Annotated in this window: 19 protein-coding genes; 12 read left to right on the top strand and 7 right to left on the bottom strand. The window is 62.1% G+C overall.

Annotation, left to right across the window (positions count from 1 at the left end; genetic code table 11):
- The first annotated feature begins 86 nt into the window (after positions 1-86).
- Genes topA through DXY02_RS04600 form a run of 5 tightly spaced genes read left to right on the top strand, consistent with a single transcriptional unit; the run spans position 87 to position 6,045 of the window.
- The gene (gene topA, locus DXY02_RS04580; RefSeq protein ID WP_114988239.1) at positions 87-2,786 is read left to right on the top strand and encodes a type I DNA topoisomerase; all 2,700 of its coding nucleotides are present in this window, start codon (positions 87-89) and stop codon (positions 2,784-2,786) included.
- On the top strand, positions 2,786-3,214 hold the full coding sequence (locus DXY02_RS04585; protein WP_114988240.1) for a hypothetical protein: 429 nt from the start codon (positions 2,786-2,788) through the stop codon (positions 3,212-3,214). The genes topA and DXY02_RS04585 overlap by 1 nt, the downstream gene beginning before the upstream one ends.
- The gene (locus DXY02_RS04590; protein WP_114988241.1) at positions 3,211-3,864 is read left to right on the top strand and encodes a DUF2232 domain-containing protein; all 654 of its coding nucleotides are present in this window, start codon (positions 3,211-3,213) and stop codon (positions 3,862-3,864) included. Before DXY02_RS04585 ends, DXY02_RS04590 begins: the two co-directional genes overlap by 4 nt.
- On the top strand, positions 3,836-5,035 hold the full coding sequence (locus tag DXY02_RS04595) for a nicotinate-nucleotide--dimethylbenzimidazole phosphoribosyltransferase (protein WP_114988242.1): 1,200 nt from the start codon (positions 3,836-3,838) through the stop codon (positions 5,033-5,035). Before DXY02_RS04590 ends, DXY02_RS04595 begins: the two co-directional genes overlap by 29 nt.
- Positions 5,032-6,045, top strand: a complete 1,014-nt coding sequence (locus tag DXY02_RS04600) for an ABC transporter substrate-binding protein (RefSeq protein ID WP_114988243.1) — start codon at positions 5,032-5,034, stop codon at positions 6,043-6,045. The genes DXY02_RS04595 and DXY02_RS04600 overlap by 4 nt, the downstream gene beginning before the upstream one ends.
- Here DXY02_RS04600 and DXY02_RS04605 read toward each other — a convergent pair.
- Both DXY02_RS04605 and DXY02_RS04610 read right to left on the bottom strand, forming a co-directional pair.
- A complete protein-coding gene (locus DXY02_RS04605) occupies positions 6,019-7,140 on the bottom strand; it encodes an aldo/keto reductase (protein ID WP_114988244.1) in 1,122 nt (373 codons plus the stop codon). The two genes, DXY02_RS04600 and DXY02_RS04605, sit on opposite strands and share 27 nt — an antisense overlap.
- Entirely contained in the window at positions 7,137-7,685 is a 549-nt protein-coding gene (locus tag DXY02_RS04610; protein WP_114988245.1) for a bifunctional nuclease family protein, read from the bottom strand. Before DXY02_RS04610 ends, DXY02_RS04605 begins: the two co-directional genes overlap by 4 nt.
- 49 nt (positions 7,686-7,734) lie before the next feature.
- Here DXY02_RS04610 and DXY02_RS04615 point away from each other — a divergent pair, with 49 nt between their 5' ends.
- A complete protein-coding gene (locus tag DXY02_RS04615) occupies positions 7,735-8,403 on the top strand; it encodes a riboflavin synthase (protein WP_114988293.1) in 669 nt (222 codons plus the stop codon).
- Here DXY02_RS04615 and DXY02_RS04620 read toward each other — a convergent pair.
- Genes DXY02_RS04620 through DXY02_RS04635 form a run of 4 tightly spaced genes read right to left on the bottom strand, consistent with a single transcriptional unit; the run spans position 8,388 to position 11,909 of the window.
- A complete protein-coding gene (locus tag DXY02_RS04620) occupies positions 8,388-8,759 on the bottom strand; it encodes an AbrB-like transcriptional regulator (protein WP_011363609.1) in 372 nt (123 codons plus the stop codon). The genes DXY02_RS04615 and DXY02_RS04620 overlap by 16 nt on opposite strands.
- Positions 8,760-8,813: 54 nt before the next feature.
- Positions 8,814-9,413 carry a cytochrome c oxidase subunit 3 gene (locus DXY02_RS04625; RefSeq protein WP_114988246.1) on the bottom strand — a complete coding sequence of 200 codons (600 nt, stop codon included), beginning with the start codon at positions 9,411-9,413 and terminating at the stop codon, positions 8,814-8,816.
- Positions 9,410-11,077, bottom strand: a complete 1,668-nt coding sequence (gene ctaD, locus DXY02_RS04630; protein ID WP_114988247.1) for a cytochrome c oxidase subunit I — start codon at positions 11,075-11,077, stop codon at positions 9,410-9,412. The genes DXY02_RS04625 and ctaD overlap by 4 nt, the downstream gene beginning before the upstream one ends.
- A gap of 1 nt (position 11,078) precedes the next feature.
- Positions 11,079-11,909, bottom strand: a complete 831-nt coding sequence (locus DXY02_RS04635) for a cytochrome c oxidase subunit II (RefSeq protein ID WP_114988248.1) — start codon at positions 11,907-11,909, stop codon at positions 11,079-11,081.
- A gap of 200 nt (positions 11,910-12,109) precedes the next feature.
- On the opposite strand from DXY02_RS04635, the gene DXY02_RS04640 reads away from it, so the two are divergent.
- The 6 genes from DXY02_RS04640 to DXY02_RS04665 are packed head-to-tail and all read left to right on the top strand — an operon-like array spanning position 12,110 to position 17,188.
- Positions 12,110-13,036: a COX15/CtaA family protein gene (locus tag DXY02_RS04640; protein WP_114988249.1), complete on the top strand. Its 927-nt coding sequence runs from the start codon at positions 12,110-12,112 to the stop codon at positions 13,034-13,036.
- A complete protein-coding gene (locus tag DXY02_RS04645; RefSeq protein WP_114988250.1) occupies positions 13,029-14,012 on the top strand; it encodes a heme o synthase in 984 nt (327 codons plus the stop codon). The genes DXY02_RS04640 and DXY02_RS04645 overlap by 8 nt, the downstream gene beginning before the upstream one ends.
- A 50-nt stretch (positions 14,013-14,062) precedes the next feature.
- Positions 14,063-15,076: an ATP-binding cassette domain-containing protein gene (locus tag DXY02_RS04650; protein ID WP_114988251.1), complete on the top strand. Its 1,014-nt coding sequence runs from the start codon at positions 14,063-14,065 to the stop codon at positions 15,074-15,076.
- Positions 15,077-15,085: 9 nt separating this feature from the next.
- Positions 15,086-15,940, top strand: a complete 855-nt coding sequence (locus DXY02_RS04655; protein ID WP_114988252.1) for an ABC transporter permease — start codon at positions 15,086-15,088, stop codon at positions 15,938-15,940.
- 4 nt (positions 15,941-15,944) lie between these two features.
- Positions 15,945-16,493: a hypothetical protein gene (locus DXY02_RS04660; RefSeq protein WP_114988253.1), complete on the top strand. Its 549-nt coding sequence runs from the start codon at positions 15,945-15,947 to the stop codon at positions 16,491-16,493.
- 5 nt (positions 16,494-16,498) lie between these two features.
- Positions 16,499-17,188: an N-acetylmannosamine-6-phosphate 2-epimerase gene (locus DXY02_RS04665; RefSeq protein ID WP_114988254.1), complete on the top strand. Its 690-nt coding sequence runs from the start codon at positions 16,499-16,501 to the stop codon at positions 17,186-17,188.
- On the opposite strand, the gene groL is transcribed toward DXY02_RS04665, so the two are convergent.
- On the bottom strand, positions 17,189-18,868 hold the full coding sequence (groL, locus tag DXY02_RS04670) for a chaperonin GroEL (protein ID WP_114988255.1): 1,680 nt from the start codon (positions 18,866-18,868) through the stop codon (positions 17,189-17,191).
- Positions 18,869-18,957: the final 89 nt, after the last annotated feature.

Here is an 18,957-nt window from a genome sequence, read left to right on the forward strand (position 1 = left end):
GCGACTGTAGCGGCGCTTGACGCGCCGACGGTCATGCAGCGAGCTGCTCGGTGCGATAAAGAAGGGGAACGGTTTACCTGCCGCTAGTGGCGCACACCCTCGTCATCGTTGAGAGCCCCACGAAGGCCAAGACCATCCGTGGCTTCCTTCCCAAGGGATTCAAGGTCGAAGCCTCCATGGGGCATGTCCGCGACCTTCCCAACAACGCCAGCGAGATTCCGGCATCGGCCAAGGGGCAGAAATGGGCCAACCTCGGTGTGAACACCGACGCGGATTTCGAGCCGCTGTACGTGGTCCCGAAGGACAAGAAGAAGACGGTTCGCGAACTCAAGGACGCCCTCAAGGGTGCTGATCAGTTGCTTCTGGCGACGGACGAAGACCGGGAAGGCGAAAGCATCAGTTGGCACCTCCTCCAGCTGCTGGCGCCGAAGGTGCCGGTGAAGCGCATGGTGTTTCACGAGATCACCAAGGAGGCCATCGGCAAGGCCCTGGATCAGACCCGCGACCTGGACATGGAGCTGGTCCATGCCCAGGAAACCCGGCGGATTTTGGATCGCCTTGTGGGGTACACCCTGTCCCCTCTCCTCTGGAAAAAGGTGGCCTGGGGACTCTCCGCCGGGCGGGTGCAGTCCGTTGCGGTTCGGCTTCTGGTTCAACGGGAACGGGCCCGCCGCGCCTTCCGTAGCGGCAGTTACTGGGACCTCAAGGCCCAGCTGGCGCAGTCGGGCAGTGCCTTTGAGGCCAAGCTGACCCATGTGGGTGGCCAGCGGATCGCCACCGGTAACGACTTCGACGAGAGCACCGGCGGGCTGAAGGCGGGTAGTGCCGTGCGGCTGCTCAGCGAGAGCGAGGCCAAGGCGTTGGCTGAATCCGTGCGAACCAGCGCCTGGACTGTGGATGCGGTGGAGGAGAAGCCCACCGTGCGCAAGCCGGTGCCTCCCTTCACCACCAGCACCCTTCAACAGGAGGCGAATCGCAAGCTGCGCCTTTCAGCCCGGGAAACCATGCGCTGTGCCCAGGGGCTCTACGAACGCGGTTTCATCACCTACATGCGGACCGACTCGGTTCATTTGTCGGATCAGGCGATCAACGCATCCCGCAACTGCGTGGAGAGCCTCTACGGCAAGGAGTATCTGAGCAAAGGGACGCGGCAGTTCAGCACCAAAGCCCGCAATGCCCAGGAGGCCCATGAAGCGATTCGTCCATCCGGCGAAAGCTTCCGAACCCCCGGGGAGACCGGTCTGGATGGACGAGATCTGGCGGTGTATGAGCTGATCTGGAAGCGCACCGTGGCCAGCCAGATGGCTGAAGCCAGGCTCACGATGCTCGCGGTGGATCTCAGCTCAGGCGAGGCCAGTTTCCGGGCCAGCGGCAAGCGCATCGACTTCCCCGGTTTCTTTCGCGCCTACGTGGAAGGCAGTGATGATCCCGATGCGGCCCTTGAGGGTCAGGAAGTGTTGCTGCCGGCGTTGAGCGTTGGCGATGCACCGGAGCCGAAGACCGTTGAGCCCCTTGGCCATCAGACCCAGCCGCCGGCACGGTTCAGCGAGGCATCGCTGGTGAAGATCCTGGAAAAGGAGGGCATCGGCCGGCCGTCGACCTACGCCTCGATCATTGGAACGATCGTGGATCGCGGCTACGCCACGCTGTTGGGCAATGCCCTTACCCCCAGCTTCACCGCCTTTGCTGTGACGGCGCTGCTCGAGGAGCATTTCCCTGAACTAGTGGACACCAGCTTCACCGCTCGGATGGAGAACACCCTCGATGAGATCTCCCACGGCAAGGTGCAGTGGTTGCCTTACCTGGAGGGCTTCTACAAGGGTGATGAGGGCCTGGAAAACCAGGTGCAGCAACGGGAAGGGGACATTGATCCCGGTGCATCCCGCACCATCGATCTGGAGGGCTTGTCCTCCGTGGTTCGCATCGGCCGCTTTGGCGCCTACCTGGAGGCCAAACGGGTCAGCGACGACGGTGAGGAAGAGCTGATCAAGGCCACCTTGCCGCGGGAGATCACTCCGGCTGATCTGGATGAAGAGCAGGCCGAACTGATCCTCAAACAGAAGGCCGACGGCCCCGAAGCCATCGGTGAGGATCCGGAAACGGGGGATTTGGTCTACCTGCTCTTCGGTCAGTACGGCCCTTACGTGCAGCGGGGCCAGGTGAGTGATGAGAACCCCAAGCCCAAACGTGCGTCTCTGCCCAAGGGGCAGAAGCCGGAGGATCTCACCCTGGAGGATGCCCTCGGACTGCTCCGTTTGCCGCGTCTTCTCGGAGAACACCCCGATGGTGGGCGCATTCAGGCGGGGCTTGGCCGCTTTGGCCCTTACGTCGTCTGGGACAAGGGCAAGGGCGAGAAGGATTACCGATCGCTCAAGGGGGATGACGATGTTCTGGCGGTGGGGCTGAGCCGTGCCCTTGAGCTGCTGGCCATGCCCAAACGGGGTCGGGGTGGACGCACCGCCCTCAAGGACCTCGGTAAGCCGGAGGGCAGTGATGAAACGATTCAGGTCTATGACGGTCCTTACGGCCTGTATGTCAAACAGGGCAAGGTGAATGCCTCGCTGCCGGAAGGCAAGGGCGCTGACGATGTGACCCTTGAAGAAGCGATGGAACTGCTTGCCGCCAAGGCAGCATCGAAGAAGGGCGGTCGTAAAACCGCCGCGAAAAAACCGGCGGCCAAGAAACCAGCCGCCAAGAAACCAGCGGCCAAGAAACCCCCCGCCACCACCAAGACTGGTCGGCTCAGGGCCAGTGCGGTGCGGGTCATCAAGCCGGCTGACAACTGATGGCCCGTCTGCTTTGGCTGCTGCCTGTGGGGCTCCTGCAGGCCTGTGCCGGCACACCGGTTGCTGAGCAGTTGGAACGCTCCTTCGCGGTGCCTGAAGCCAGGCCGGCCCAGGCATCTGCGCCCGCACCGGTTGTGAAGACCAGCCCAACAGTTGTTAGTCCATCGGTTGCCAGCCCTACTGCTGCGACCCCCTCCACGCCGGCGGCCGAGGCTTTTTCCCTGCCTGAGGCAACGGATGCTCCTGATCCTGTTCCGCAGCCAAAACCACGGACGGTGTCATCCCAACGTCTGCCCCAGGCGCCCTACCGGATCACCATCCGTTTGGCTGGAGCCGACCCTGCCGCTCCTGCTGAAGCCGTCACCCGCGCCCTGCGTGAGGCGGATGTTGGCTTTGCGGTGGAACGGATTGAGCGGGTTGAACCATGACCGACGCGACCCCCCGGTTGAGCCGCCAGCAGGCTCTAAGGCTGGTTGAGGGGGCATATCTCGCGGCCGCGACTGGGCTGATCTGGTTGGCTCTGTACTACTTGCCGGTGGGTGGTGCGCTGTTCCGTCTGGCCCTTCCCTTGCCCCTGATCCTGCTGCAGTTGCGTCGTGGCAACCGTTCCGGTGCAGAGGGTCTGCTGCTCTCTGTGCTGCTGCTCACCGCCTTGATGGGTCCTTTGCGTGGACCGCTGCTGCTGTTTCCCTACGGCCTTTTGTCGCTCTGGCTGGGCTGGAGCTGGTGCCGGGGGATCAGCTGGTGGCTGAGCTGGTCGGGGGGCGTTGTTCTTGGAACAGCAGGGTTTTTGGTGCGAGTTCTGGTGCTTTCGTTGCTGGTGGGAGAAAACCTCTGGGTCGTGATCACCCGGGCCGGTTTCGCTCTGCTCGAGCGCTTGATCGTGGTACTGCATCTGCCGATCACACCGGATCTCACCCAGGTGCAGTTGATGGCGTTGCTGTTGGTGGTGGTTCAGGAGGTCATCTATGTGCTCTCTCTTCATGCTTTGGCGTACTGGATCTTTCCCCGCTTGAAATCACCGATTCCGGAGCCCCCGAGGCTGCTGCATGGACTCATTGCCCTCGATCCCCTCTGAAGCCTCGGTGTTGCCTGCGGGCTGCCAGCAGCTGGGAGGTCTCGGTGCACGAACGTTGGACGCAGCGGCACTTCGTCCCTGGACCTCCAACGATCAACCGCTGGATCTTTTGCTCGTTCTGGCGGCCACACAAACGGCTGAGCATGAAGGGATTTCAGCCGCTGGCTCCACCGTGGCTTCGCGGCGCTACACCGCCCTGGCTGATGCGGAGCTTCTGATTCACGGGCCGTCGCGGCAGCGCCGTTGGCCTCTGCCGCCTTTGCCCGCTGGCGTCTCCCCCGCCCTGCTCAGCCATGTCGCGGCGCGACGCTTGACGTTGAGGCCGCAGGTGGTGGCCCTCGGCTTGGCCCAGAAACCCGATTTCCCTCACCTGCACATCGAGCCCCTGGACCAAGGCCCCTCGGCCTGCCTGTCCAGTGGTGCGGCGATGCCATTGCCGCGGGTGCAGCATTTGTGGCGACAGGGAGAGCTGCTGGGGCGGCGGTTGCAACGCCCCTTGGTGGTGGCGGAGTGTGTTCCAGGGGGCACCACAACCGCTCAAGCGGTGTTGACGGCCCTCGGCGTGGAGGTTGCCCATCTGATCAGCGGTAGTGCTCTTCATCCGCCGCAGCAACTCAAGAAAGACCTCGTTGTCCGAGGGCTTCAGCGGGCTTCGCTTGGTGCGCATCCTTCGGCCGAGCAGATCCTGGCCGCTGTTGGTGACCCTTTTCAGGCCTTCACCGCAGGGGTGTTGGTGGGTGCGGTGTCCGCGGGACAACCGTTGTTGCTGGGGGGCGGTTGCCAGATGCTGGCTGTTCTGGCCTTGGCGATGCAGGCTTTGCCCGCCCGCCAGCAGGACCAGCTGGCGGCCCAGGTGCTGATCGGCACCACCGGTTGGCTCGCTGATGAGGGTGCGGATCTGGCAGGTCAGTCCCCCTTCCGCGGGTTGGTGGATGCCACTGCGAGCCACCTGGCCTCTGCCCTCTCCGTTCTGGCCTGCGGCGTGCGTTTTCACAGCAGCACCCATCAACCCTTAAGGGACTACGAACGTGGCTATGTGAAAGAAGGCGTGGGGGCCGGCGCTCTTTTGCTGCTCGCCCAGCTGCGTGGATGCTCTTGTGCCGATCTGGTGCTGGATTGTGAGCACGCCCTGGAGCAGCTGCTCAGCCGCCCCGTAACGTCAAGCCCATGAACGTCTGGAGAGAGCGGTTGGGTCCCCTGCGCCGGCGCCAAGTGCTCCAGATGATCGGGGCGACGGGAACCTTGCTGCTGGCGGGCTGTCGTCCTGCGACATCCGTGCCAACCCTGATGGCTCCGGATGGGGTTTTGCCGAAACCGTGGGCTGATGCCTTGCCCAAGCCCTGGAGCCTGACGCTGGCTCCAGCCCAGCAGGACTGGAGGCCGGCGGATCAGGCGCGTGCCGATGTGTTGGTGATCGGTGATGGATGGCTTGATGCCCATCCAGCGGACACGCTCCAGCCCATTGCCTCTGAACCGCTCCTGAGCCAGTTGGATGGTCAGGCCAAGGCTCTGCTGGCCAGCCTCGGTGCTCTTCAGGATCGGGTGTTGCCGCTGGCTGTCAGCCCCTGGGTGATGCTGCTGCGGGATAACCCGGCCATGACCCAGAAGGGGTGGCCCCTGTTGCTGGATTCCGCCATGGCAGGGCGTGTGGTGCTTCCCGCCAGCCCCCGCTTGGTCATGAGCCTGGCGGACCATGTGGGCGGAGGCCAGGCTTTGCCTGCGCTGCGTCGCCAGGCCCTCACCTATGACGACCGTCAAGCCACCAACTGGTTGCTCAAGGGTGAGGCCAAGGTGGTGGTTCTTCCCCTGAGCCGCTGCATCGCTCTGTTGGGGCGGGATCCCCGTCTTCGGGCGATCCTGCCTGCCTCCGGCGCCCCCTTGCACTGGACTGTTCTGCTCAGGCCGGAGGCCAGTCGTGAACCGGTTCCCCAGCGCTGGGTCGAGCAGGGATGGCGGGATCCCCTGCGTCGCCGCTTGGTGCAGCAGGGATGGCGGGCTCCGATTGCATCGCCAGGGCTGATGGTGGACCAGAACGCCCTATCGGCGCGTCTGCGGCCTCTGCTCTTTCCGTCTGCAGACACCTGGTCGCGCTGCTGGTCGCTGCCACCGCTGTTGCCCGAAGACCGGAGCGCCCTGGAAGAGCGCTGGCGTGATTCAGCTCCAGAGCCGCCGTCGCGGTGAAGCCTTCAAGCGTTGGTGGGTGTCCGCCAGCAGATCAGGAATGGGCAAGTGATGCGGACAACGGGGAAGGCACTCCCCACAGCGTTCACAGGCGGAGGCGTCGTGCTCTTCCCACCAGTGGCCGGCACGGCCGATGAGGTTGTAGCGCTCCTGCGCAAATTCGGTGAGCCCATGGCCAATGGCCAGATTGCGCAGCCGCAAGAGTTCGGGGATCGGAACCTCGTTCGGACAGGGAAGGCAGGCCTGGCACTGCTTGCAATGCTCCTGGCCAAGCCGTTCCTGCCGCCGCCGCTCTGCCGTGACCAGAGCCTGTTGCTCGGCCTGGCTGAGGGGCCCATCCTCCTGCGCCAGGGTTGCGGCGAGTTGAAGATCCCCTGCAACTGAGGCCCCAACGGTCAGGGTGCTGATGCCCCGTGCCAGCAGGAACCGGTAGGCCAGCTCGAGGGGGGCAAAGGGGGTGCAGTCGTCCACCAGTGTTGGGCTGGGGGCCTGGAGGCGACCACCTTTGTCGGCAGGGGAGATCGCCATCACACCGAGGCCTTGCGCCAGGGCCCAACGGGCCAGGGGCAGGCGCTGGGGATCCAGCCAATGCAGGTGCAGGCTGCAGAAACTGAAGCGCTGGCTGCGCAGCGCCCGATCGATCAGCGGGTTGCTGCCATGGCTGCTGAAGCCCACTTGGCTGACGCGTCCACTGCTGACGGCCCAGTTCAGAAGCCTGGACCCATCACCCACCAGGGCCCAGTCCAGGTGCTCCTCCCGGTTGATGCCATGGATGGCGAGGTTGTCGAGCTGTGGACAGCCCAGGCGCTCCAGAATCTGGTCAAGGCGGCGTTGTCCTTCCTCGAAGCTCAGCCCTGGCAGCAGTTTGCTGGTGATCACCCAGTGGTCAGAGTCTGTGCGGCTGTTCTGGCGAAGGGCCTCTCCCAGAAAACGTTCCGCAGGTCCGTAGGCCGGGGCGGTTTCCAGATGGTTGATCCCAGCTGCCGCTGCCGCGTCAAGCACCTCGGCCATCTGGGCCACTGAGTTAAGGGCGCGCATCGTGCCGAGGGTGAACAGGCTGACGGGGCGGCCGCTGCCGAAGGCGCGGGTCTTCACTCCTCCGAGGGCGTCTCGCTGTCTTGGTTGCGCAGATGGCGCACCAAGGCCGCAGGGCTGAGGTCGTCGACGAAACGGCTGAAGGCACTTTGATCTTCTGCATCCGCCTCCGCATCCACCGGAATCGAGGCTTCCGCCACCACCTCTTCCAGCATCCAGATCCCGCTGCCCGTGCGGATCGCCAGCGCAATGGCGTCGCTGGGTCGGGCATCCACTTCGATCAGTTCCAGCACTTCGTTTTCAGCCAACTCGGCTTCGTCCAGATCGGGTCGCAGCTTCAACACAGCATGAAAGGTGCTGTCTTCAATCGCGTGGACGATCACGCGCTCCAGTTCGAGCCCCCCAGCCACCAACAGTGCTGCCATCAGGTCATGGCTGAGGGGGCGTGGTGGTTCTCCCCCCTGCAGTCCGGCCATGATGTTGTGGGCTTGCGCCTGATCAATCCAGATCGGCACCTGACGGCGGCCACTGGGATCCCGCAGCAGCACCATGGGTGTGCGGCTGGCGGCATCGAGGGCGATTCCGGCGACGCTCATTTCGACCATGTCGGCGGCGCAGCTCTATCCGATTATGGCCAGAGATCCGCTGCGGGCGATGTTCACGGGGCTGGTGCAGTCAGTTGGAAGGATCGAGCGCCGTGCCGGGGCGGTGGTGGTTTGGGGCTGCGCTCCTTTTGCCCCGTTGGCCCTTGGCGACAGCGTTGCTGTGGATGGCGTTTGCCTCACGGCAGCAGAGCTGATCGCGGATGGTTTCCGCGCCGATGTGAGTGAGGAAACCCTGCGCCGCACCACGTTGGGACGCAAAGCGGACCGTGGTGGTGCGGTGAACCTCGAGCCAGCGCTTCGACTGAGCGACCGCCTTGGAGGTCATCTGGTGAGCGGTCATGTGGATGCGACCGGAGAAGTCACCTGCGTGGAGACCCTCCCCCACTCCTGGGCCCTGTCGATCCGCTGGTCGGATCCCCGATTCGGCCGTTATGTCTGTGAGAAGGCCAGCATCGCGGTGGATGGGATCAGCCTCACGGTGGCTGACTGTTCAGCCGATGGAACGACATTCAGCCTTGCCGTCATCCCCCACACCTGGGAGGCGACGACCCTGAAACACTTGGCTGTCGGGGACACCGTGAACCTGGAGGCCGATCAACTGGCCCGTTACGCCGAGCGGCTGCTGTATGCCGCCGCTGACGATGACGGAAACACAGATGGCCAAGACAAGACCGAGAATCTTTCAGCCAGCTGGCTGGCGGCTCATGGCTGGTCTTGATCCATCTGCTGAAGAACGATCATTCCGGAGTCCCGCTGCAGCTCGATCTTGAACTCCTGGCCGGGTTCCAGGCCGAGCCGACGGGTGTAAGCGTGGCCGATCAGCAGGTTGCCGTTGCCATGCACACGGGTTCGGAATTCGGCCTGACGACCTCGGCTTCCGCCTGAGGAACTGCTGCTGCTTTTCGGCAATTGCCATCCCTGGGCCGCCGCTTTGGCCTCCACCAGAGCCCGATAAAAACTCTTTTTCAGCAGTCGTCCGCTGGGGCCGACGTAGCCGCAGCCGCGGGCGATGTCATCTTCCGGCCGATTGCTGAGCGATCTGGCCTTGTCCAGCAGTTCCTTGCCGACCAGCATTTCAGGAATTAATTCAACTGAATTCTGGCCACGCTCGCCAATCAAGGCAAGGGATCAGAGCAGATAAAAGATCACGAAAAGAATCACCCAGATCCCATCAACAAAGTGCCAGTACAACTCCGCTGCTTCCAGGGGGAAGTGGTCGGCTGCAGTCACACGTCCCTGCGGCTGCCTCGCCTGCCACCAGACGATCAGGATCATCAGGGCGCCGAGGGTCACGTGGAGACCATGAAATCCCGTGGCGGCGAAGAAGGTGCTGGCGTAAAGGTTGTCGGTGAGACCGAAGGGGAGTGTGAAGTACTCCACCATCTGGCTCACCAGAAAGGCCAGGCCCAGGCCTGCGGTGATCAGCAGCCAGCGTCGACAGCGGCCGTGGTCGTCCTGTCGGATCGCCTGGCCGGCCCGGTGGAAGGTGGCACTGCTCACCAGGAGCAGAACGGTGTTGAGGATGGGCAGGGGGAGCTCCAGTTCATAGATGGCTCCATCCGGTAGGGGATTGACCGCTTTGAAGGTGAGGTAGGCCGCAAAGAAGCCGGCGAAGGTCATCGCGTCCGCCACAAGAAATGTGGCCAGGCCGAACATGCGGTGATCGGGATGCTCGGCATGCTTCCCGTGGCTGTGGTTCTGATCCTTCGTGGGAACTGTGGTGGTCATTTGCCGCTGCTCCATAGATCACGACCGCTGGTTGCGGTCAGGTCCAGCTCGTCCGGTGGGACGCCGTAGCCGTAGGGCTCTTCCACCAGAGGGGCCTCACCAATCCAGTTTTCGACCGGTGGCGGAGAACTGGTCAGCCATTCGGGAGTGAGTGCTTTCCAGGGGTTGTCGCCTGCGACAGGACCGCTGAGGGCGCTGTGGATCACATTCCAGAGGAAAGGCAGGGTGCTGATGGCCATCAGCAGGGCTCCGACGGAGCTGATCTGATTGATCAGGGTGAATTGGGGGTCGTATTCAGCAACGCGTCGCGGCATCCCATTGAGGCCCAGCCAGTGCTGGGGGCCGAAGCACAGGTTGAAGCCGATGAACGTGAGGGCACAGTGCAGGCGGCCGAGATCTTCATTGAGCATCCGGCCGGTGAACTTGGGATACCAGTGGTAGATCGAGGCGAAGATCACGAACACCGATCCACCGAAGACGATGTAGTGGAAGTGCGCGACGACGAAGTAGGTGTCGTGCACATGAATGTCGAACGGCACCTGCGCCAGGGCGACCCCTGTGATGCCTCCGAGCACGAAGTTCACGATGAAACCGCAGGAAAACAGCATGGCGCTGTTGAGGCTGATACGGCCGCCCCAAAGTGTTGCCAACCAGTTGAAGAATTTGATGCCGGTGGGAACGGCGATGAATGCGGTTGCAATGGTGAAGAACAGGCGCATCCAGGGAGGTGTGCCGCTGGTGAACATGTGGTGCGCCCACACAATCAGGCCCAACACAACGATGGCCATGATCGAATACACCATCGTCACGTAGCCGAACAGCGGCTTGCGGGCATGAACCGGCAGGATTTCGCTCACCAGGCCGAAGGCCGGCAAGACCATGATGTAGACGGCTGGGTGCGAATAGAACCAGAACAGATGCTGGTAAACCACCACGTTTCCCCCAAGGTTGGGGTTGAAGAAGCCTGTATGGGCAACGATGTCGAAACTCAGCAACACCAACGTTCCCGCCAGAACCGGTGTTGAGAGAACCACAAGAATGCTGGTGCCAAGCATCGCCCAGCAATACATGGGGAGCTGCATTAGTTTCAAACCGGGGCGACGCAGTTTGAGAATGGTGGCGATGAAGTTGATGCCTCCGAAGATCGAACTACCGCCCAGGAGCAGCACGCTCAAGATCCAGATGATTTGGCCAGTTGCTGGTGTGGTGATGCTCAGAGGTGGATAGGCCGTCCAGCCCGATTGCGCAGCCCCCGTGAGGAAATAGCTGGTGATCAGCATCAAACCGGCTGGAGGGATCAGCCAGAACGCCACGGCATTAAGGCGCGGGAAGGCCATGTCCCTTGCACCCACATAAAAGGGGATCAAATAGTTCCCAAAAGCACCATTCACCACTGGGACAATCCAGAGAAAGATCATCACCGTGCCGTGGAGTGTCAGCACCTGGTTGTAGACATCACGTGCCATGAAGTCGGATACGGGACTGGTGAGCTCCGTGCGGATGGCACCGGCTAGGGCGCCGCCAATCAGATAAAAAACAAAGCCGCAGACGATGTACTGCAGCCCGATCACCTTGTGATCAACGCTGAAGCTGAAATACCGCAACCAGCCGCTGGGTTGAAGCCGTGGAGGGCTGGATGTTTCCGGGGGCAAACTGATGGTCATCTCAGGCGTTCGCGATGGTGAGGGTTTCGTCTTCAGGTGCGGCTTTGGCGTTGTCCCTGTACCAGCTTTCCCAGTTCTCCGGGCTTTCCACCACAACGGTGGAGCGCATTCCACCGTGGTAGGGCCCACAGAGTTCGGCGCACACGATCGGATAACGGCCGGTGCGTGTGGGCGTGAAACTCAGCTGGGTTGGTTGGCCGGGAATCACGTCCTGCTTCAAGCGAAATTCAGGCACCCAGAAGGCGTGAATCACATCTTTGGCTTCCATCCGCAGAGTGATCGGTCGATCGGCTGGCACATGAAGTTCACCTGATGTGATGTCTCCCTCTGGGTAATGAAAGAGGAAGGCAAATTGCATGGCTGTCACTTCAACGGGCAAAGCATTTGTTGCGGCTGCTGATTCAATCGAGCCTGAACTGATGCCTCCCCAGATCTGTTCGTCGTGGGCTCCGCCCATGTGGTCATGAGCCAAAGGCACCATGCCACCCATCCGGTCGTAAATGTCGTAGCTGTATAGGCCAACAAACAGCACCACAACAGCAGGAACAGCTGTCCAGAAAATTTCAAGTGGCAGGTTTCCTTCGATGGCAAGGCCGTCGCCGAGCTGGCCGTTGCGTCGCCGAAAGCGAATCAGGCTGAACACGAGAAGGCCAACGATTCCGATAAACAGAATGCTGCCAATCGTGAATAGAACCTTAAAAAGCTCGTCGTAAATCGGCGCGTTAGCGCTCGCATCGATGGGGAGAAGGTTGATGTTCTGGCCGATCCAAAGGCCGCCCAGAGCAAGGACCATCCCGATCACCAACGTGAGAATGGCGGATGGGATCTGCACCTGATCAATCCCAGGTTTTCAACAGCGTATGGGCCTGGCTGCGGTTCTCCATGAAGTGATTGTTAAGGCCTTGTTTCTGTCAGGAAAAGGGGATGATTTCTCCTTATTTGTGTTGCAGACGTCCACACAGCGTCACGTCATCTTCTGCATCGCTACGGTCCAAGCAATCCCTTTTGGGTGCATCGGATGGAGCTTGTTCGATGATGCTTTCCTCAATGTCGACATTGCGTCGACGTCTTGGGTTGTTGTCGGCTCATCTAGTGGTTGCCGTGATCGCTTTGGTGGTGATCGGTGGAGCAACCCGGGTGATGGAAGCCGGCTTGGCCTGCCCGGACTGGCCCCTGTGCTTCGGCTCGTTTTTGCCGGGTCGCCAGATGAATGTTCAGGTGTTCCTTGAGTGGTTTCACCGCCTTGATGCCTTCGTTATCGGCATTGCCCTGGTGGTGATGGCTCTGGCGACGACGCTTCAGCGGCGCCAACTGCCGCGATGGCTGCCCTGGCTGGCCATTGGTCTGATGGTTTTGGTGGCGATGCAGGGAGGTTTGGGTGCGCTGACAGTGACCCAGTTGCTGCCCTCCGCTGTGGTGACAGCCCACCTGGCTCTCGCGCTCACCCTCTTGGCGCTCCTGAGTGGGCTGACCCAACGCTTGCTTCATCCCGCTGCTGCCGTCGCTCCGCTCTGGTGGCGCATCGGGGCATCGCTTGGCCTGTTGTCGGTCTTTGTGCAGTGCCTGCTCGGTGGTCGCATGGCCACCGCATGGGCAGGGCAACGATGCCTTGCTGGAGGAGAGGCCTGCCAGCTGGTGCTTTCCCATCGCCTGACAGCGATGCCGGTGGTCGTTGTTGTGCTGGGCTTCGCCGGGGCAGCCGTGCTGGCGGGTGGTTGGGCTCGTCAGCAGTGGCCCTGGCTTGGTGGGGCCGTGCTTCTGGTGCTGGTTCAGGTGGCCCTAGGCGTTCTCACCCTTCGTCTTGGTTTGTCGCAACCGGCAGTGACGGTTGCGCATCAACTCGTGGCTGCACTGCTGATCGCTCTGCTGGCGGCGCTTCTGGTTCGCTCTCCGAACCTCCCCTCACCGTCCCGTTCCGTCGTCCTCGACGAAACCTCGTTGGAGGCCTGTCATGGCTGAAATCACTGCAACCGTTCGTCCGACCCGTGAGGAGGTCGTTCCCTCCCGCAAGCGGGTGAAACTTCCGGCCTGGCTGGAAGTCGCCAAGCCCCGCCTGATCCCTTTGCTGCTGGCCACCACCCTGGGTGGAATGGCTCTCAGTGAAGGCTGGCCGCTCTCATCGCCTCGGCTCGTCTGCACCCTGGGGGGAGGGGCGCTTGCCTCCGCTGCTGCAGGGGTTCTGAACTGCTTGTGGGAGCAGGATCTCGATGGCCGGATGGCCCGCACCAGCGGTCGCGCACTCCCCTCCGGTCGGCTGTCGCCCACCAGTGCATTCATCGGCGCCATCGCCTGCACCCTCGCGGCGGCGATGCTTCTCGTAAGCGGTGTGAACTGTCTCGCTGCTGGGTTGTCCCTGCTCGGCCTCTGCAGTTACGTGCTGCTCTACACAGCCTTGCTCAAGCCGCGGACGTCCCAGAACATCGTCATCGGTGGGGTCGCCGGGGCCATTCCGCCCCTGGTTGGGGCGGCGGCCGCCACGGGCCATGTTGGGCTCGGGGGCTGGTGGCTGTTCGCCTTGGTGATGGTCTGGACGCCGGCCCATTTCTGGGCTTTGGCCCTGCTGTTGCGCGAGGACTATCGCGCTGTCGGGATCCCGATGCTGCCCGTGGTGAAGGGTCCTGTTGTGACGGCGCGGGCGATCAAGACCTACGGCTGGATCACCGTTCTGCTCAGCGGTTTGGGCGTGTTTGCTTTGCCTTCAGGTGGCGCCTTCTATGGCGTGATGCTGCTGCCCTACAACGGCCGATTGCTGCAGCTCGTCGATCGGCTGTCCCTGGATCCCGACAGTCTTGTGAATGCCAAGGCCCTGTTCCGTTGGTCGATCCTTTATCTGTTTGGTCTGTGCCTGCTTCTCATTCTCAGCCGGACGGATCTGGCCTCAGGCTTTGCTCACCAGGTGATGCAACTTCTCTCCCTGCCAACGCCGGTGCAATGAGCACTCTCTAGATTCCCTGAATTGGCCGAGCAAGTCCCTGACGGTGCCTGATGGCGTTGATTGAACTGCGCAAGATCTCCAAGGCCTACGGCTCTGTACAGGCTCTGCGTGAGCTTGATCTCACCGTTCCTGAAGGATGCCTGTACGGGCTGCTTGGCCCGAACGGTGCCGGCAAAACAACGGCCATGCGCATTCTGGCCACCCTGCTCGCCCCCGACAGCGGCTCAGTAGTTGTTGGGGGTGTCGACGGTCTGGTGCAGCCACGAGAAGTGCGCCAGCTCATGGGTTATGTGGCCCAGGAGGTGGCCATCGACAAGATCCTGAGTGGCCGGGAACTGCTGCAATTGCAAGGCGATTTGTACCACCTGCCGCGGAACGATCGCGACAGCCGCATCGCCGATCTGATTGACCGCCTCGCGATGGGCGACTGGATAGACCGCCGCTGCGGCACCTATTCCGGCGGCATGAGGCGGCGTCTGGATCTAGCCGCCGGTTTGCTGCACCGCCCTCAGTTGCTCGTGCTCGATGAACCCACCGTGGGACTGGATATCGAGAGCCGCAGTGCCATCTGGCAGCTGCTGCGTCAGCTGGTTGATGAGGGCACCACTGTTCTGCTGAGCAGTCACTACCTCGAGGAAGTGGAGGCTCTGGCGGATCAGTTGGCGATCATCGATGCCGGCCGTGTGATTGCCGAAGGCAGCCCTGATCAGCTCAAACAACGGCTGGGGGGTGATCGCGTGACACTGCGAATCCGAGAGTTCAGCAATGCCGATGAGGCGAGCCAGGTGCGTGCCCTTCTCGAACCCTTGGATGGGGTGCGTCAGGTGGTGGTGAACCGCTCCCAGGGCTTTTCCCTCAACCTGGTGATTGAGGGAGGGGCCGTGATCGATCAGCTGCGTCAGACCCTCGAGGCTGCAGGGTTGCCTGTGTTTGCCCTGGCCCAGAGTCGTCCCAGCCTGGATGATGTCTACCTTCAGGCCACAGGACGCACCCTGATGGACGCTGAACTGGCCATCGCAGGCCAGCGCGACGTCAAACAGGAAAAGCGTCAATCCATGCGTTGAGTGCCAACGATGACTTCCCCAACAGCATCTGTTGCTCTCCAGCAGCAGCAATCCGGAGCCCTCGCCGAGCTCAGCCAGGAAACGTTGGCCCTCACCCGGCGCTTGTTTCTTCAGTTGATGCGCCGCCCTTCAACCTTGATCGCCGGGGTTCTGCAACCCCTGATCTGGTTGATTCTTTTCGGTGCACTGTTCGCGAATGCTCCCGAGGGGCTGTTGCCAGGGGGCATGAGCTACGGCCGTTTTCTTGGTGCTGGAGTGATTGTCTTCACAGCCTTCAGCGGTGCTTTGAATGCCGGCCTGCCGGTGATGTTTGATCGCGAATTCGGTTTCCTCAATCGGCTGCTGGTGGCACCTCTGCGAAGCCGCAGTTCCATCGTGCTGGCGTCGGTGATCTACATCACGGCGCTGAGCCTTTTGCAGAGTTTGGCGATCATGGGTACGGCAGCAGTGCTCGGTTACGGATGGCCCGGCATCAGCGGCCTCGCCCTAGTGCTGGTGACGCTGCTGCTGCTGGTTTTTGCTGTGACAGCCCTCAGCCTCGGACTGGCCTTCGCTTTGCCGGGGCACATCGAGTTGATCGCTGTGATTTTTGTGGCCAACTTGCCGTTGCTGTTTGCCAGCACGGCCTTGGCCCCGTTGTCATTCATGCCCACCTGGCTGGGCTGGCTTGCGGCCTTGAATCCCCTTACCTTCGCGATAGAACCCATTCGAGCGGCTTACCAGGGTCCTCTGGACCTTTCGGCCGTTCTGCTGGAGGCCCCCTATGGGGATGTCACCGGCACCAGTTGCCTGCTGATCCTTCTGCTCCTCACCATCGGGCTGTTTTTTGCGATTCGCCCTTTGCTCAACCGCAAACTTTCCTGAATCCATGCTCACTTCTCCGTTCCAGCAGCCATCACCTCGGCAGAACGCTCTGGCCCAACAGATCCAGGAGGCCCGAACCTCAGGTGATCAGGCCTTGCTCGCGGGTCTGATCAGTCTGTGGGTTCACCGTTACGGCTTTGACGGAGCAGCTGAGCTTGATCTGAGTTTGCCGGAACCTTCAGCTTCGAAGCATGAGTTCAGTTCCGCGCCGATGCCTGTCGCGGAGGAGGAGATTGCTCCTGAAGACGAGATCTCTCCTGAAGACGACGTTTTGGTTGATAACGAGGTGGTTGCTGAGGACGAAGTGGTCGTTGAAGAAGAGGAGCAGATTGCGGCTGAAGAAGACGTGTTGATTGAGAGCGAGGTGATGCAGAACGGGGTGGTCGCTGAAGAAGAACCGATCGTCGAAGAGGACGAGAGTGCAGCTGAAGAAAAGCCGCTTCAACGCAGCTTTGCTTCGGCACGTGTGCCTGCCCCGCCGATCAGCACGCCCCGTTCGCTGCGGCGTTGGCTTCCCCGCCGGGAGGATGACGCTTTCCCCAAGGCGTCCTGAACAGCATGATTCCCAACCCTGAATCCCTGGATCAGGGCCTGATCGTTTCGGTGCAGGCCCCCCAGGGTTCGCCGATGCGCGATCCCGATGTGATCGTAGCCATGGCGGATGCAGCCCTGCGCAATGGTGCTGTGGGTGTGCGCTTGGAAAGCCCTGAACACATCGGTGCAGTGCGTCGGCGCTGTCCGGATGCCTTGATCATCGGCCTCTGGAAATGCACGTTCCCGGACAGCTCGGTGTACATCACCCCGGGCTGGAAAGAAATTCAGGCGGTGTGGTCTGCGGGGGCTGATGTGATCGCGATCGATGCCACAGCCCGTCCGCGGCCTGCAGGGCAGGACCTGGCCGCGTTGATCGAGCGCAGCCGTGATGAGTTGAGGGCTCCGCTGATGGCTGATGTGGATTCGCTGGAGAATGGTCTGCGCGCAGCCGAACTGGGCTGTGACTGGGTTGGAACCACGCTCTACGGCTACACAGAAGACACGGCACAGCAGCGCCCCCCTGCATTTGATCTGCTCCCCCCACTTCGCTCTGAACTTCCCAGCTCGGTTCGTCTGATCTGTGAGGGGGGAATTGCTTCTCCAGCGGATGCACGGTTGGCATTGAAGGCCGGAGCCGACACCGTTGTGGTGGGGACGGCAATCACCGGAGTGGACCTCCAGGTGATCGCCTATCGCCAGGGAATGATCAGCTGATCACATCATCCCGGGCATGCCCATGCCGCCCATTCCGGGCATGCCCATGCCACCCATTCCGCCCATGCCACCCATGGGGTCGCCGTCTCCGGCGGGAGCTGGTGCAGGGGGTTCCGGCTTGTCGGCAATCACAACCTCGGTGGTGATCAGCAGAGAAGCGATCGAAATCGAATCCTGCACGGCCAAGCGCACTACCTTGGCGGCATCAACGATGCCAGCAGCCATCAGGTCCTCGTAGGCACCACTGAGGGCATTGAATCCCTGGCCGCTGCTGCGCATGCCCGCGATCACAACATCACCGTTCTGACCGGCATTGGTGGCGATCTGATGAATCGGCGCCGTCAGTGCCCGCTGCACGATCTCAACGCCGGTGCGCTGGTCGCCGTTCAGTGATGAAGCCAGGGCGTCCAGGCTGTCGGAGAGTTGCAGCAACGTGCTGCCGCCTCCGGCAACAATGCCCTCCTCGACGGCGGCACGGGTGGCATTCAGGGCATCCTCGATCCGCAGTTTGCGGTTCTTCAGTTCCGTTTCCGTCGGTGCACCGACCTTGATCACAGCCACGCCGCCGGCCAGCTTGGCGATCCGCTCCTGGAGCTTTTCGCGGTCGTATTCGGATTCGGTGGCCTCTAGTTCACGTCGGATCGCGCCGACGCGCTCGCTCACCGCCTGGCGATGGTCGTCGGTGGCGACGATCGTGGAGCTCTCCTTGCTGATGGTGACGCGGCGCGCCTTGCCGAGATCCTCGAGGGTCACTTTGTCGAGGGTCATCGCCTTGTCTTCGCTGATCAGCGTTCCGCCCGTGAGGATGGCGATATCGGCGAGGGCTGCCTTGCGGCGTTCGCCAAAGGAGGGTGCCCGAACAGCGGCCACCTGCAGAACCCCACGACTCTTGTTCATCACCAGGGTGGCGAGGGCTTCGCCTTCCACTTCCTCAGACAGGATGAGCAGGGGGGAACCGCTCTTCTGAACGGTTTCCAGAACGGGGACCAGATCCGTGATCGTGCTGATCTTGCGATCCGTCAGAAGGATCAGGGGGTTTTCAAATTCACAGACCTGACGGTCGGCATCCGTCACGAAGTAGGGGGAGCTGTAGCCCCGGTCGAAGGCCATGCCCTCGGTGATTTCCAGTTCCGTTGCCAGAGACTTCGATTCCTCAACCGTGATCACCCCATCGGTGCTCACCTTGTCCATCGCCTCCGCGATCATCCGACCAACTTCGTCGTCACCCCCGGAGCTCACCGTGGCCACCTGACGAATGGCATCGCCGGCCACGGCCTGGCTCCGCTCGCCCAGTCCAGCCACGACCTGTGCAGCGGCCTTCTCCATGCCTCGGCGGAGTTCCACAGGGCTTGCGCCAGCAGCGGTGTTGCGCAGACCTTCCCGCACCATGGCCTGAGCCAGAACGGTTGCGGTCGTGGTGCCGTCACCGGCCTTGTCCTTGGTCTTTGAGGACACCTGCTGCATCAGCTTGGCGCCAAGGTTTTCGAACGGGTCGTCGAGTTCGATTTCACGGGCAATTGAGTCGCCGTCGTTGACGATGTCGGGTGCGCCGAATTTCTTCTCGAGCACAACGTTGCGACCGCGGGGGCCGATCGTGACGCGCACCGCATCGGCGAGTGCATCAACACCCCGCTCAAGGGCGCTGCGGGATTCGTCAGAGAAGGAAAGGAGTTTGGCCATAGTCGCGGGCACGCCGTTGGTCACTGTCCCACAGCGATGTGACCCTCGTGGAGAGGCGTTGTGGTGGGGAAAGCCGAATGGTTGGTGGC

This window comes from Synechococcus sp. N19 (assembly GCF_900474045.1).
Lineage (GTDB): Bacteria > Cyanobacteriota > Cyanobacteriia > PCC-6307 > Cyanobiaceae > Parasynechococcus.

Bases quoted from the DNA above. Each gene is read 5' to 3' on its own strand.
- DXY02_RS04665 (WP_114988254.1), top strand. From the start codon at position 16,499: ATGATTCCCAACCCTGAATCCCTGGATCAGGGCCTGATCGTTTCGGTG.
- DXY02_RS04650 (WP_114988251.1), top strand. From the start codon at position 14,063: ATGGCGTTGATTGAACTGCGCAAGATCTCCAAGGCCTACGGCTCTGTA.
- DXY02_RS04620 (WP_011363609.1), bottom strand. From the start codon at position 8,759: ATGCTGGTCGGCAAGGAACTGCTGGACAAGGCCAGATCGCTCAGCAAT.
- DXY02_RS04645 (WP_114988250.1), top strand. From the start codon at position 13,029: ATGGCTGAAATCACTGCAACCGTTCGTCCGACCCGTGAGGAGGTCGTT.
- DXY02_RS04590 (WP_114988241.1), top strand. From the start codon at position 3,211: ATGACCGACGCGACCCCCCGGTTGAGCCGCCAGCAGGCTCTAAGGCTG.
- groL (WP_114988255.1), bottom strand. From the start codon at position 18,868: ATGGCCAAACTCCTTTCCTTCTCTGACGAATCCCGCAGCGCCCTTGAG.
- DXY02_RS04615 (WP_114988293.1), top strand. From the start codon at position 7,735: ATGTTCACGGGGCTGGTGCAGTCAGTTGGAAGGATCGAGCGCCGTGCC.
- ctaD (WP_114988247.1), bottom strand. From the start codon at position 11,077: ATGACCATCAGTTTGCCCCCGGAAACATCCAGCCCTCCACGGCTTCAA.
- DXY02_RS04660 (WP_114988253.1), top strand. From the start codon at position 15,945: ATGCTCACTTCTCCGTTCCAGCAGCCATCACCTCGGCAGAACGCTCTG.
- DXY02_RS04640 (WP_114988249.1), top strand. From the start codon at position 12,110: ATGATGCTTTCCTCAATGTCGACATTGCGTCGACGTCTTGGGTTGTTG.
- DXY02_RS04625 (WP_114988246.1), bottom strand. From the start codon at position 9,413: ATGACCACCACAGTTCCCACGAAGGATCAGAACCACAGCCACGGGAAG.
- DXY02_RS04610 (WP_114988245.1), bottom strand. From the start codon at position 7,685: ATGGTCGAAATGAGCGTCGCCGGAATCGCCCTCGATGCCGCCAGCCGC.
- DXY02_RS04655 (WP_114988252.1), top strand. From the start codon at position 15,086: ATGACTTCCCCAACAGCATCTGTTGCTCTCCAGCAGCAGCAATCCGGA.
- DXY02_RS04585 (WP_114988240.1), top strand. From the start codon at position 2,786: ATGGCCCGTCTGCTTTGGCTGCTGCCTGTGGGGCTCCTGCAGGCCTGT.
- DXY02_RS04600 (WP_114988243.1), top strand. From the start codon at position 5,032: ATGAACGTCTGGAGAGAGCGGTTGGGTCCCCTGCGCCGGCGCCAAGTG.
- DXY02_RS04595 (WP_114988242.1), top strand. From the start codon at position 3,836: ATGGACTCATTGCCCTCGATCCCCTCTGAAGCCTCGGTGTTGCCTGCG.